Here is a 13,474-nt window from a genome sequence, read left to right as displayed (position 1 = left end):
AGCTTACAAAAATATGCCATGAGAAGCGGGATTGTACGATGAAAAAGATGAGCAAACTCGAAGCTGTTTTATGGAATATTGCTTTTCCTGGTTTTAGTCAATTGTTAATGGGTCAATATATCAAAGGAATATTGTTCGTTGCATTAGAAGTAATGATAAATGCCAATAGTCGCTTTAATACGGCGATTATGTACAGCTTCTTAGGAGAAATTGACAAAGCAGGGGCGGTTCTTAACTATCAATGGCTTATGTTTTATCCATGTGTCTATATGTTTTCCATGTGGGATGGTTATCGTTCTGCCATGCCTGAAGAGGAAAAATACACATTTTTACCATTTGTCTTCGGTGCTTACTTCGTCACTGTGGGTTTAATGCTGTCACCTAAAGTCACGATTCTAAAAGTTCACCCAGGCCCTGTATTTTTACCGATGTTGTTTTTAATTCCTGGGCTGCTGATTGGTTTTTCGTTTAAATTTTTAATGTCATTAAAGCTTCGAAAAAAATGATCGAATAAAAAGCTTCAAATCAGGATATATCTGGTTTGAAGTTTTTTATTGGGAAAAATTTTTTTATTATAACCCCCACAAAAGGATTCAGAAGAAACGTAACTATGTAGTAAAAAGAAAAAGGCAATAATCCTCTAAACAATAAACAGGAAATGATAGGCATTCTTGGGGCTATCTTTTTCTAAATGCTTGACCCCATAAAGTCAAATATAACAGTCGTATGTTATAATTGGTCGAATAGAGGTGAGCAAATGCTAAGTTTATTGTTTATGGCCAAAAAGAAAAAAAGAACTTTGGAAGAAACCGTTCTCTTAATTCAACAAGGTGAGCAATACCTACTTGACGAAATTATCAGTGCTTATAAGCCATTTATTGCAAAAACAGTGTCTTCAGTATGTAGACGATATATCTATGAAACCGATGATGAATTTAGCATTGGTCTCATCGCATTTAACGAAGCGATTGAGAAATACTCAACTGAGCGAGGAAGTTCTTTATTGAGTTTTTCCGAAGTCATAATCAAAAGAAGAGTTATTGACTATATCCGTAAACAGTCAAAAAATCAACACCTAAGTTTTGATTTAACCAATGATACCAAAGACGAAGAATCAGCAGGAACAATCATTGTTAACGAGCTCTCACTTGATGACTACAATAAAAAGAATGATGATCAATTAAGGAAAGATGAAATCCTTCACTTTCAAAAATTATTAACTACCTTTGATTTAAGTTTCGGTGACTTAGTTGAGAATTCACCTAAGCACTTCGACGCCCGAAAAAATGCCATTATAATAGCTAAAATGTTAGTAGAAGATCAGGAGTTAAAAGAATTGTTATTTACGAACAAGCGTCTTCCAATTAAGCAATTAGAAAAAATGGTAGATGTCAGCAGAAAGACGATTGAACGAAACAGGAAATATATTATTGCCATTGCACTTATTTTAGCGGGTGATTATATCTTTATGAAAGATTATATAAAGGGGGTGCTTGAAACATGAAAAAGGGAGTTGTAATGGAAATAGATGATGCATTCCTAACGCTTTTAACCCCTGAAGGTGAATTTTTGCATGCCAAGAGACAAAATCAGCCATATGCAATTGGTGAAGAAATACACTTTTTTCCGATTGAAAGTGGTAAAACTTCGAATCATTTAAATACATTAAAAAATGTATTTAAATTAAAACCAGTTTGGGCGCTAATGGCAGCATTATTTATCTTCCTCGGTTCGTTTTTTCCCATGTATCAAAATAATAAGGCATATGCCTATATGTCCATCGATGTAAATCCAAGTATTGAGTTAAGTATTAATAAAAAAATGCAGGTTGTAGAGATAACTGGTTATAACAAAGAAGGAAAAGAGATTATTTCCCAATTGAATAAATGGGAAAAAGAGGATGTTTCTAAAGTAGCTCAAACAATTTTAGCTGAAATGAAAAAAGAAGGCTACTTGAATACTAAGGAAAACATTATTATTTCCACGGTCCGGACAAAAGAGGCTGAAGGTAAGATTGATAAAAAGCTTCAAGAGAATATTGATGAGATCAAGGCGTCAGTGAACAAACAAAAGTTAGAAATTACAGTTTTAAAAGCTACGGAAAGTGAATGGAAAAAAGCTCATAAGCTTGGTATCACAACTGGGAAATACAAGAAAAACAAAGTTCAGGGTTCTATTAATCAAAATATGAAGACAAAAGATAAGGGCGGAAAAATTGAAAGTAAAGCTGTACCCTTAAGTCCTCCAAACAAATTTCCCCCGGGTCAAGTCAAAAAACAAGTAGAAAATAAGGCCGTTCAAAACAAAGGGATTGCTGAAAATAAAAAGCAAATTGAAAAAAAATGGGTGAATGGAAAATTGACCGCACCTGGACAACTAAAAAGAATCGAAGAAGATCAACGAAAACAGAAACCGCCACAGCAAAAAAAACAAAATAATCAAAGGGAAAAATCATCCGAGAATAAAAATTCAAAAATCAACGAAAAACATAAAGAGAAAGACAATCAAAAAGTTGATGGCAAAAACATTGGACAACATCAAGTAAAATATACTCCAAAATATAAAGATAAAAAATAGTGAAAAACATGACGAAAAACATAATGGGAAAAGTAGCCAGGAACATCAACGAAAATATAATTACCATCAAACGAATAAATAAAGTCCGGATATACATTCCGGACTTTTTTCCATATTATTAAATTATTTTTGTGTAAATTGTCCAGAAAGTTGTGCTTGAGCTTGTTGTACAAGGCGTTTTGTAATTTCGCCACCTACAGACCCGTTTGCTCTTGAAACTGTATCTGACCCTAAATTAACACCGAATTCTTGGGCAATTTCGTATTTTACCTGATCTAGATATTGTTCAATCCCAGGCACTAACAACTTGTTCCTGCTATTGGCCATTTTATACAACTCCTTCTTTTGGTACAGAGATAATTTCACCTCTGTATAAATATTATTAATTTATTTTTGTGATTTATAAGTGGTAATGTTTTTCGGTATTGGAAATTAAATTCTGCCTATGCCCTAATGGAAGGTCCCGACTCTTTAATGTTAATCGCTTCCTTTACTAACATCTTTTGTGGGATGCATAAAAGGATAAGCTTGTGGTTTCTTTTTACTTTCTAATAATTCACGATTTTCAGCTGTGTTCCAGCCGATATCATTTGTAGGGTGAACCCATTCATCTCCAGCCATGATAGCTGGGTCTGTATCCTTTGTCCAGGTTTCTAATGGTGAATTAGAAGAGGCGTATATACTATCACCAATAGTCACACCATGTCTATTTACAAAAGGAGGCTCCATCTTTATTCCAGTACCTTCAAAGCTTGGGGCATTAATTTGATGTGGCATTGTTTCATTCATGCTTACCTGATCTGCAGACCCTGTATTTTTCGCATTTTTCATTTTTACATCACTCCTGTTTTTTCTTATTTTCTTCGAGTCATGGGATTTTATTTATGAAAAATAAGGAAAGGAATGATAACTCTATATTTGTTCAAAACTATGGTAGTAAGATTAATTTTTAAGGGAGGATTATTCCATGGCTAAACGCAAAGCAGAATTTGATGCAGTAGAAAAATATACAAAAACACCACATAAAAATGTTCAGGAAAGTGAATTTTCTGCGGAATTTACCGATAATAACAATGCTATAAGGTTTCAAAATCGAAATTCAAAATTAGGAAAAAAGGGAAGAAGCTAATGAAAAGCCGCCGTAAAACTCCACCACGTATTCCGACTGAAGAATTCAGCATTGAATTTGGCGATGTTAACGGCACAAAATTATATGATATTCTCCAGGTTTCACAAAAAGAGAAGAAAAACAATAAAAAGAAATAAGCCGGCAATGCCGGCTTTAGTTAGTTCTCAAGAAATGAAAATATTAGTGTACGGCCCTTCATAGGGTCAAAATAAGCTAATACACAGGAAGGCTGTTTATTAATCTTACCAGTTGTTTGATACAATGCTAAATCGAAGGATATTTCTTCCAACATGGTATGTTTATATAAGTCCTTTTCATCAAGGCCTAGATCAATAAACGATGGTCCTAACATCGAAGGGTGTTCAGAAATTTGTTTGTAAATTTGTGTTCTCTTTTCCTTATCAAAGCTAGCTTCCCACCAAGGTTTTCTCGGTTTATATTTATGGTTCTTTAGATAATCATATTTCATCAGGCCTATTATCACATCTAGGTCATTAACCTTTTGATGGCCCAAAAACGCATGAAGTCTGCGAAATAAATCCTCAAGCTGATGACCAATTCTGGACCAGCCTTGTTTTTCCCAGTAGGAACCAAATTGTTGGAAGAAATCAAAAGGGGATGGAAAAACATTTGTTATTAAGAATTCAACTGTTTCATCCATCCGGTGATCATTCCAATACTTTTCCAAAACATCCTCAACTTGCTTGATTCTAACGATATCATTAAATGAGAGTACGTTATTACTTAATATTTCATATGGAGAATGATCCATATAAACATATTTTTGTTCAGCAGCACGTAGTCGGACTCCAGTTCCTCGAAGCATTTTTAAAAAACCTAACTGTAGTTCTTCCGGACGTAACTCAAAAACATCATTAAACGTTTTTCGAAAAGAAGCGTAATCTTCTTCTGGTAAACCAGCAATTAAATCAAGATGCTGATCAATTTTTTTACCTTCCTTCACCATTGTGACGGTTCTACAAAGTTTTGAATAATTTTGTTTGCGCATCACAAGTTCATTTGTAAAGTCATTAGTTGATTGGACTCCGATTTCAAAGCGGAAAAGTCCCTTAGGTGCTTCTTGGTTGAGAAATTCAATTACTTCAGGCCGCATAATATCTGCAGTGATTTCAAACTGAAAAACGGTACCGGGGAGATGTTCATCAATTAAGAACTGGAACATTTCCATAGCATAGCTCCTGCTAATATTAAAGGTTCGGTCCACAAATTTGATGGTTTTTGCACCATGAGTCATTAAATATCGTATATCGTCTTTAATTTTTTCACGATCAAAATATCGGACACCAACTTCAATAGACGACAAACAAAATTGGCAGCTAAATGGACAACCGCGACTAGTTTCAATATAGGTGACTCTTTTGCCTAAATGAGCGATATCTTCAGGGAAGCGATAGGGTGACGGTAATTCCTTAAGGTCTAGCTTATTCATTTGGGGAGTAATGACAACTTGCTGATCATCACGGAAGGCGACACCAGGTACTATTTTATAATTACGGTTTTTTTGGATTTCAGCTAGAAGCTGTTTAAAGGTTTGTTCACCTTCACCCATAACAATAAAGTCAACCTCAGGTATCTTCTCCATCCATTCGCGGGTATCATAAGTTACTTCCGGGCCTCCTAGAACAATAATTATCGATGGATCCACTTTTTTTATCAAATTTACAACCTTAATGGTTTCCTCGATGTTCCATATATAACAGCTAAATCCAATGACTTCAGGATTCAGTTGATAAAGATCTGTTACGATATTTAAGACCGGGTCCTTTATTGTATATTCTTTGATCTGTATATTGAATTCTGGTGCTGCATAAGCCTTTAAATATCGAATCGCTAAGTTAGTATGTATATACTTAGCATTCAAGGTAGAACAAATAACATTCATAAAAAAACTCCTTTACATAAATGAAAACAATATATTATTATAACTTATTTTAGACCAAAAGAATAGGAAGCAAACAATCAAAAAGCCCTTGCAGGCTGAGCATGAGCTTTCGTGTATTGTTCAAATTAAGGAATCATATTTTTTAGGATAGAGTAGAAGTTAGATGCAGATTTTTTTAAAGTCTGTATAATAAAGATGCGTCCAAATTACGAAATGGTTGTTAGGGGCTGGATGGGTGAATTATAAAAAGATTAAACCAAAGAAGATATATGAAGAAGTAGCAGAAGCTATTTATGAAATGATTCGAACGGGTCAAGTAAAACCTGGTGAAAAACTTGATTCAGTACAACAGCTGGCGGAAAATTTTCAAGTGGGGAGGTCTGCCATTCGCGAAGCATTAACCTCATTAAGAGCGATGGGCCTCATTGAAATGAAGCAAGGAGAAGGTACATTTGTAAATGAGTTTGAAACAGATCAAATAACCTTTCCACTATCAACAGCTATGTTAATGAATAAAGAGGATATAGCTCAATTATTAGAGGTTCGTAAGATAATTGAAATAGGTACAGCAGCTGCAGCTGCTAAAAAGAGAACCAATCAGCAGCTCATAACTATGGAGAGAGCATTGGAAGAAATGAAATATGCAAATGGGGATGAGGAACTCGGTGAAAAAGCTGATTTACAATTTCATCTTGCTTTGGCAGATGCAGCACAGAACCCACTGCTGCTTAGCTTAATGAATCATGTTTCTGGATTAATGGAAGAAACAATGAAGGAAACTAGGAGAGTATGGCTTTTTTCTAAGCAAACAACGGTAGAACGTCTTTATAATGAACATATTGCTATTTATGAAGCAATAAAAGAGCAAGATGTAGATAAAGCTAGCAAGTTTATGCTTATTCACTTAGAAAATGTTGAGGCTCTCCTACAAAAATATTTTCAATCCACCAATTTATCTAGGTAGTATTTTGGCGAAAGTATTATTAAAAACATGTGGCTCCAATTTATTAGGAACGCATGTTTTTTTAATAGCTCTGTTAAAGTTAATTGTTGATTTTGGCACTATGTTGATTGGAGCGGAAATCAACATAGTGCCAAAATCAAAATAGCCTTTAAATAATAATTTTTTTTTGAAAGCACTTTCTTTACAGCGTGTTTTTTTGTATTGTAGTAAGGTAGATATTAATTAATATATATTTTTCATTCAAGTCATCTGATGACCAGTTCACCTGTATGATTTGAAGATAATCAGATATTTAGGAGAGGAAGACAAACATGAAGGTTACACTTTTTGCGACTTGTATTGTAGATATGTTTCAAAGTAATGTAGGGAAAGCAACAGTAGAATTGCTGGAAAGGCTTGGATGTGAAATAGATTTTCCTGAATCCCAAGTATGCTGTGGACAGCCATCGTATAACAGTGGTTATGTTAAAGAATCAAAAGAAGCAATGAAGCGTATGATTGATACTTTTATAGATGCCGAGTACATTGTATCTCCATCCGGTTCCTGCATCACAATGTTCCACGAATATCCACACATATTTAAGGGCGACCCTGTTTGGGAACCAAAAGCAAAAAAATTGGCGAAAAAGTCATTTGAACTTACACAATTTATTGTAGATGTCATGAAAATTGAAGATGTTGGTGCCCGTTTTGAAGGAAGTGTAACATACCATACCTCTTGTCACATGACGAGATTGTTAGGAGTTAAAAAAGCTCCTATGATTCTATTAAGCAATGTAAAAGGCCTTAAGTTTACTGAATTGCCTGGAAAGGAACAATGCTGTGGTTTCGGCGGAACTTTTTCGGTTAAAATGGCACAAATCTCAGAGCAAATGGTCGATGAAAAAGTTCGCCATGTTGAAGAAACCGGTGCTGAATACCTTATCGGTGCTGATGCAGCATGCTTAATGAATATCGGTGGACGGATAGATCGAGTAGGAAAGCCAATCAAAGTACTGCATATTGCTGAGGTATTAAATAGCCGTGGATAGTTATTTACTTGCTTAATAAATTTACTTGAGTGGAGGAATGGTCGTATGTCAATGAAGATTAGCACGGATCAATTTAAAGAACGTGTTGATAAAGGGATCCATGATGACTTCATGCGGGGTGCCGTTGCAGGAGCACAGGACGGTATGGGCGTAAAAAGGCGTGTTGCAACAGAAGAATTAGGAAACTGGGAAGAGTGGCGCTCACATGGGGAAGAAATTCGTCAACATGTGTTAGAGCACTTAGATTATTACTTAGAGCAATTAAGTGAAAATGTAGCTAAGCGGGGTGGGCATGTATTTTTTGCTCAGACCAAGGAAGAAGCTAATGATTATATTCGTGAAATAGTTAAGAAAAAAGAAGCAAAGAAAATTGTTAAATCCAAATCAATGGTAACAGAGGAAATCAGCTTAAATGCAATGCTGGAACAAGAAGGCTGTGAGGTAATTGAAACGGATCTAGGCGAATACATTCTTCAAGTTGATGATCATGATCCGCCATCTCATATTGTCGTGCCCGCCCTGCATAAAAATAAAGAACAAATTCGTGACGTGTTTACTGAAAAGCTTGGTTATAAAAAGACTTCAAAACCAGAAGAATTAGCCTGGCATGCACGTGAAATGCTTAGGAAGGAATACCTATCAGCCGATATTGGTATAACCGGATGTAACTTTGCAGTGGCAGAGACCGGGTCTTTTAGTTTGGTGACGAATGAAGGAAATGCTGATTTAGTTACCGCGTTACCAAAAACACAAATTACCGTCATGGGTATGGAAAGACTTGTCCCTACCTTTGAAGAGATGGAAGTTCTTGTTAGTTTATTAACGAGAAGCGCCGTAGGGCAAAAATTAACCAGTTATATTACCGTGTTAACAGGACCAAAAGAAGCGTTGGATACGGATGGTCCGGAGGAATTCCACCTTGTCATTGTCGATAATGGCAGATCCAACATTCTTGGCGGGGAATTCCAGTCGGTATTGCAATGTATCCGTTGTGCTGCTTGTATTAATGTATGCCCAGTGTATCGTCATGTGGGCGGACACTCCTACGGCTCGATCTATTCTGGCCCAATAGGTGCGGTCCTGTCTCCTTTATTAGGTGGATATGACGAATTCAAAGAATTGCCTTACGCATCAACTCTATGTGGTGCTTGCACTGAGGTATGCCCGGTAAAAATACCGTTACATAACCTTCTCCACAAACACCGTGAAAACATTGTCGAAAAAGAAGGAAAAGCACCTATTTCCGAGAAACTGGCGATGAAGGCTTTTGGTTTAGGGGCAGCATCACCACTCTTATACAAGCTTGGTTCGAAAATGGCACCAGCTGCAATGAACCCGTTTACGGTTGGAGAGAAAATATCAAAAGGGCCAGGTCCATTAAAGGCTTGGACAGATATTCGTGAGTTTCCGGCACCAAATAAAGAGCGATTCAGAGATTGGTTTAAAAACCGTGAAAAAGGAGGCAAATAATCATGGTAGGGACGATTCAAAATCGGGATAAATTTTTAAATCAAATTGCCGACCGCCTTGAACGCCCACGAATTTCCTCTGCGGTTGAAAGGCCGACTTGGAAATTCCAGCCCCAATATGAGGTGTTAAAGGATGCTACTCAGGACGATTTGTTAGAGGTATTAACAGAACAATGTAAGAAAATCCATACAAACCTCTATGTAACTGACAGCAAAGATTTAGCAACTACGCTTAACAAAGTGGTTTCAGGCTATGGTGGCGGCCCAATTGTAACCTGGAAAGATGAGCGCTTTTCTCAGTGGGGGCTGGATCCGCTATTTAAGCAAGAATGGCCTAGCCGGAAAATGGAAGTATTTGAATGGAATCACACCAAAGGGAAAGAAAATATCGCGAAAGCGGAAAAGGCTAATGTCGGGATTACCATAAGTGAAATAACACTTGCAGAATCCGGCACGGTGGTTTTGTTTAGCGATGAGAATAAAGGAAGAACAGTTAGCTTTTTACCAGCAACCTATATTGCACTTGTACCGAAAAGCACTTTAGTTCCACGGATTACGCAAGCTGCTCAAAAGATGAGGGAGATTCACAAGAAAACGGGGCATGTTGCTTCATGCATCAATTTTATTACCGGACCAAGTAACTCTGCGGATATTGAATTGAATCTAGTAGTTGGTGTCCATGGGCCAGTAAAAGCTTCCTATATTGTTATTAACGATCTTTAAACAAATGAAATGGTCTGTATCCTGAAATGGTTGCAGATCATTTTTTTTATAATCTGTTATACAACATAAAATCACCTGTTATATAATTATGAAAGCTCTTTAAAGTCATATATGGTAACCCTTATTCAATAAAAATTTTATGTGTTTCAAAATAATAATCGTTATGTTTGACTTTTATCACAGCTTAATAAAAATAGTTGTCTTACAATAGTTTTTGGGAAGTTAAATTTTTATGTCTATTTCGTGTTATTTTATTGAACGAAGTTAGGGAGGGACATTATGTCTATTTTACCGAAAAAAAATGAATTAGGATTTTTTGAAATCCGTCTTGAATCAATTGGGGGGCTGGGAGCTAACCTTGCTGGAAAAATGTTAGCGGAGGCTGGTGTTTTAAGTCTTGGCTTGAAAGGATCCAATTTTTCATCCTACGGCTCTGAGAAAAAAGGGTCTCCAGTAAAGAGTTTCATTCGCTTTTGTGAATCAGATGTAGAAATTAGAGATCATAGTCCAATTGAACAACCACATATTGTTGGTGTTTTCCATGAAGCCTTATATAGAACGGTTGATGTTGTTAGCGGTTTGAATGCTGATAGTATAGTCTTAGTAAATACAGCAAGGGATTTTGATGAAGTTAAAACGGATTTACAATTAGATTATGGTACACTAGCGATTGTTGATGCCCTACAGATAGCCGTAGAGGAAAAAACTAAAGTAAATACGGCAATGCTAGGAGCATTATATCGTATTTGTGATTTTCTAGATCCTGAATCCATGAGAGACGTGATTCGGAAAACGTTTACGAAGAAATACCCGCATCTTGTTGAACCAAATATCCGCACTTTTGACCGCGGTTATAATGAGGTTCAATTTAAAACATATGAAGTGCCAGAAGGGGCTGAAGGAAAAGCCTTCACACGCCCACTTCCACAGCTTGGATACATGACTCAGGAAATCGGTGGTGTCATGGTTTCTCAAGCAAATAGTATTTTAAAAGATTTAAGTGGTTCACGCCAAGGATTCCTTCCGGAGTTCCAACAAGACAAATGTATTCACTGTGCTGCATGTGACAACGTTTGTCCTGACTTTTGCTTCGTTTGGGAAGAAGGAGAAGATAAGCGTGGAAGAAAACAAATGTTCCTTCAAGGTATTGATTACCAATACTGTAAAGGCTGCCTGAAATGCGTGGAAGCATGCCCAACCGACGCACTCGGTGATCTTCGTGAAATGCTTGGGTATGCAGATAATAACCGCGTAAAGCAAAACTTTCCTTATATTGCAGGAGGAATCCAATAATGGCTATTTTAGAAGATAAATTAACAACAAAAGGTGTAGCAGAACAAATTTCTACTTTTGAATCTGGAAATGAAATGGCTGCTATGGCGGCAGCACAAATCAATTATCATATTATGGGATATTTCCCAATTACACCTTCAACCGAGGTTGCTCAATTTTTAGATCAAATGAAAACGTGCGGGGAGCATGATATTAAACTGATTCCTGCCGATGGCGAGCACGGTTCAGCAGGTATTTGCTACGGTGCTGCGGCAACTGGTGCACGTGTTATCAATGCAACCAGTGCAAATGGATTCTTATATATGCTTGAACAAATGCCTGTCCAATCAGGGACTCGTTTTCCAATGGTTATGAATCTAGTTACTCGTGCCGTCAGTGGTCCGCTCGATATTCGTGGCGATCACTCGGATCTCTATTATGCATTAAATACAGGCTGGGTAATCTTAACAGCAAAAACACCGCAAGCTGTATATGATATGAATATTATGGCGCTTAAAATTGCCGAACATTCAAAGGTTCGCTTACCAGTTATTGTTGCTTATGATGGCTTCTTTACATCCCACCAAAAGCGTCGAGTGGAATTCTTTAAGGACCGTAGTGTTGTACAGCAATTTGTAGGTGAATGTCCAACCGATTACAACTTTGTTAGAGACTTGAGGAAGCCAGTAACGATTGGTGCTCATATGAGTGGTGATGATTTCATTAACAATCACTACCAACAATCAGAAGCAATGTACAATGCTGGTGAGGTATTTAAGGAAGTGGCTGCGGAATATGCTAAGCTTTCTGGAAGAGAATATCCAGTTCTAGATTTATATAAAATGGAAGATGCTGATGTAGCATTATTCCTATTAAACTCTGCGGCAGAATCTGCTAAAGATGTAGTGGATCAACTTCGTGCAAAAGAGATTAAAGCAGGTGTAATTAGCCCGAATATTATCCGTCCATTCCCTGCAAAGGAAATTCGTGAAGCCCTAAAGAATGTAAAATCATTATTAGTTGGGGAACGTGCGGATTCTTACGGAGCAAATGGTCCTAACCTTACACATGAAGTGAAATCTGCACTACAAGATGACAAAGACAACAAGACGATCGTGTTAAGCCGCGTATTTGGTCTCGGCGGTAAGGATTTCTATGCAACTGATGCACAGGCTTTCTTTGATATGGCACTTGATGCAAAGGAAAAAGGCTATGCTGAAAAGCCATTTGATTACTATGGTCATATTCCAGGTAATCCTGAAAAAATCCTTAAGCCTGTTATTTTGCCACAGCACGGGGATGTTTTTAAAACAGGGTTAATTGATGTGAAAATGGATGAAGAAACCAATAAATTAAAGGTGAAAATCCCGCCGTTACGTGCTTTAACTGGTAAACCGAAACGGATTGCCTCCGGTCACGGGGCATGTCCAGGGTGCGGAATTTTTGCTGGACTCGAGTTATTCTTTAAAGGGATTGAGGGAGACATTGTTACTCTATTCCAAACGGGATGCGCTTATGTAACAACAACATCTTATCCTAGCACCTCCCATAAGCAAACGATGATGCACAATTTGTTCCAAAACGGTGCCGCAACGCTTTCAGGTACTGTTGAAGCATTCATGGAATTAAAACGTCGCGGCGAAATTGAAGTATCGGATGACGCCACATTTGTTATGATTACTGGTGATGGTGGTATGGATATTGGTATGGGTTCAGCGATTGGTACTGCTCTTCGCGGACATAAACTGATTATGCTTGAATATGATAATGAGGGCTACATGAATACAGGCTCACAAATGTCTTATTCAACACCACTGGGTCATATGACAAGTACATCGGGAGTTGGAAAAGCACAGCGAGGAAAAGCCTTCCACCATAAGGATACTCCGCAAATTATGGCTGCTACTAATATTCCTTATGTGTTTACCGGTTCGGAAGCCTTTCCACAGGACTTAGTTAAAAAAGGTGCAAAAGCACAATGGTACGCACAAAATGTTGGAACAGTATATGGAAAACTTCTCATCACATGCCCACTAAACTGGAAATCTGATGACCGTTTTGGTGCAAAAATTATCGAAGCTGCTGTAGATTCTTGCTTCTTCCCGCTATATGAAGTAGAACAAGGTGTTACAACCATAACTTACAATCCAGAAGAGAAGAACAAACGAATTCCACTTTCTGATTGGTTAAAATATATGGGGAAAACAAAACACCTACTTAAAGATGAAAACAAGCCAATGCTAGAAGAATTTGAAGCAGAAGTTGAGAAAAGATGGCAAAGACTCAAAGCAAAGAATGAAAATCCTATGCTGTAAAAAAAAGCAAATCAAAAAAACACATCCTTTGGGAAGTGTCAGATTGTCGAGAAAGGGTATTTTTTCTCGGCAATTTTTTATTTTGTCTGAG

Annotated in this window: 14 protein-coding genes; 11 read left to right on the top strand and 3 right to left on the bottom strand. The window is 37.1% G+C overall.

From position 1 onward, the window contains the following. The first annotated feature begins 38 nt into the window (after nucleotides 1-38). The 3 genes from J7E77_RS12490 to J7E77_RS12480 all read left to right on the top strand — a co-directional run bounded on the left by J7E77_RS12490 (nucleotide 39) and on the right by J7E77_RS12480 (nucleotide 2,577). Nucleotides 39-506, top strand: coding sequence for a hypothetical protein (locus J7E77_RS12490; RefSeq protein ID WP_214714733.1), 468 nt, complete (start codon nucleotides 39-41; stop codon nucleotides 504-506). Between the two features lie 251 nt (nucleotides 507-757). Then, nucleotides 758-1,504 carry an RNA polymerase sigma factor SigI gene (gene sigI, locus J7E77_RS12485; protein ID WP_214714732.1) on the top strand — a complete coding sequence of 249 codons (747 nt, stop codon included), beginning with the start codon at nucleotides 758-760 and terminating at the stop codon, nucleotides 1,502-1,504. Further along, the gene (locus J7E77_RS12480; protein WP_214714729.1) at nucleotides 1,501-2,577 is read left to right on the top strand and encodes an anti-sigma factor domain-containing protein; all 1,077 of its coding nucleotides are present in this window, start codon (nucleotides 1,501-1,503) and stop codon (nucleotides 2,575-2,577) included. Before sigI ends, J7E77_RS12480 begins: the two co-directional genes overlap by 4 nt. A gap of 123 nt (nucleotides 2,578-2,700) precedes the next feature. On the opposite strand, the gene J7E77_RS12475 is transcribed toward J7E77_RS12480, so the two are convergent. Further along, nucleotides 2,701-2,904, bottom strand: a complete 204-nt coding sequence (locus J7E77_RS12475; protein ID WP_214714727.1) for an alpha/beta-type small acid-soluble spore protein — start codon at nucleotides 2,902-2,904, stop codon at nucleotides 2,701-2,703. 150 nt (nucleotides 2,905-3,054) lie between these two features. Then, nucleotides 3,055-3,408 (bottom strand): DUF3905 domain-containing protein, encoded by a 354-nt coding sequence (locus J7E77_RS12470; RefSeq protein WP_214714725.1) that lies wholly within the window; start codon nucleotides 3,406-3,408, stop codon nucleotides 3,055-3,057. Between the two features lie 136 nt (nucleotides 3,409-3,544). On the opposite strand from J7E77_RS12470, the gene J7E77_RS12465 reads away from it, so the two are divergent. Then, nucleotides 3,545-3,706, top strand: a complete 162-nt coding sequence (locus tag J7E77_RS12465) for a hypothetical protein (RefSeq protein WP_166257651.1) — start codon at nucleotides 3,545-3,547, stop codon at nucleotides 3,704-3,706. Continuing rightward, a complete protein-coding gene (locus J7E77_RS12460; RefSeq protein WP_168242602.1) occupies nucleotides 3,706-3,843 on the top strand; it encodes a hypothetical protein in 138 nt (45 codons plus the stop codon). The genes J7E77_RS12465 and J7E77_RS12460 overlap by 1 nt, the downstream gene beginning before the upstream one ends. Before the next feature lie 20 nt (nucleotides 3,844-3,863). Here the strand turns inward: J7E77_RS12460 and J7E77_RS12455 are convergent, their stop codons facing one another. Then, nucleotides 3,864-5,609 (bottom strand): B12-binding domain-containing radical SAM protein, encoded by a 1,746-nt coding sequence (locus J7E77_RS12455; RefSeq protein WP_214714723.1) that lies wholly within the window; start codon nucleotides 5,607-5,609, stop codon nucleotides 3,864-3,866. Between the two features lie 235 nt (nucleotides 5,610-5,844). On the opposite strand from J7E77_RS12455, the gene J7E77_RS12450 reads away from it, so the two are divergent. The 6 genes from J7E77_RS12450 to J7E77_RS12425 all read left to right on the top strand — a co-directional run bounded on the left by J7E77_RS12450 (nucleotide 5,845) and on the right by J7E77_RS12425 (nucleotide 13,383). After that, nucleotides 5,845-6,573 (top strand): FadR/GntR family transcriptional regulator, encoded by a 729-nt coding sequence (locus J7E77_RS12450; protein ID WP_214714721.1) that lies wholly within the window; start codon nucleotides 5,845-5,847, stop codon nucleotides 6,571-6,573. 311 nt (nucleotides 6,574-6,884) lie between these two features. Beyond that, the gene (locus tag J7E77_RS12445) at nucleotides 6,885-7,604 is read left to right on the top strand and encodes a (Fe-S)-binding protein (RefSeq protein ID WP_214714718.1); all 720 of its coding nucleotides are present in this window, start codon (nucleotides 6,885-6,887) and stop codon (nucleotides 7,602-7,604) included. A gap of 45 nt (nucleotides 7,605-7,649) precedes the next feature. Continuing rightward, a complete protein-coding gene (locus J7E77_RS12440) occupies nucleotides 7,650-9,074 on the top strand; it encodes a LutB/LldF family L-lactate oxidation iron-sulfur protein (protein ID WP_214714716.1) in 1,425 nt (474 codons plus the stop codon). 2 nt (nucleotides 9,075-9,076) lie between these two features. Continuing rightward, nucleotides 9,077-9,796: a LutC/YkgG family protein gene (locus J7E77_RS12435; RefSeq protein ID WP_251028055.1), complete on the top strand. Its 720-nt coding sequence runs from the start codon at nucleotides 9,077-9,079 to the stop codon at nucleotides 9,794-9,796. Nucleotides 9,797-10,075: 279 nt separating this feature from the next. Then, nucleotides 10,076-11,089 (top strand): 2-oxoacid:acceptor oxidoreductase family protein, encoded by a 1,014-nt coding sequence (locus J7E77_RS12430; protein ID WP_214714714.1) that lies wholly within the window; start codon nucleotides 10,076-10,078, stop codon nucleotides 11,087-11,089. Continuing rightward, complete coding sequence (locus tag J7E77_RS12425) at nucleotides 11,089-13,383, top strand: thiamine pyrophosphate-dependent enzyme (RefSeq protein ID WP_214714712.1); 2,295 nt, start codon at nucleotides 11,089-11,091, stop codon at nucleotides 13,381-13,383. Before J7E77_RS12430 ends, J7E77_RS12425 begins: the two co-directional genes overlap by 1 nt. Nucleotides 13,384-13,474 lie beyond the last annotated feature (91 nt).

This window comes from Bacillus sp. ISL-77 (genome assembly GCF_018613105.1).
This window is presented reverse-complemented; position numbering and strand designations above follow the sequence as displayed.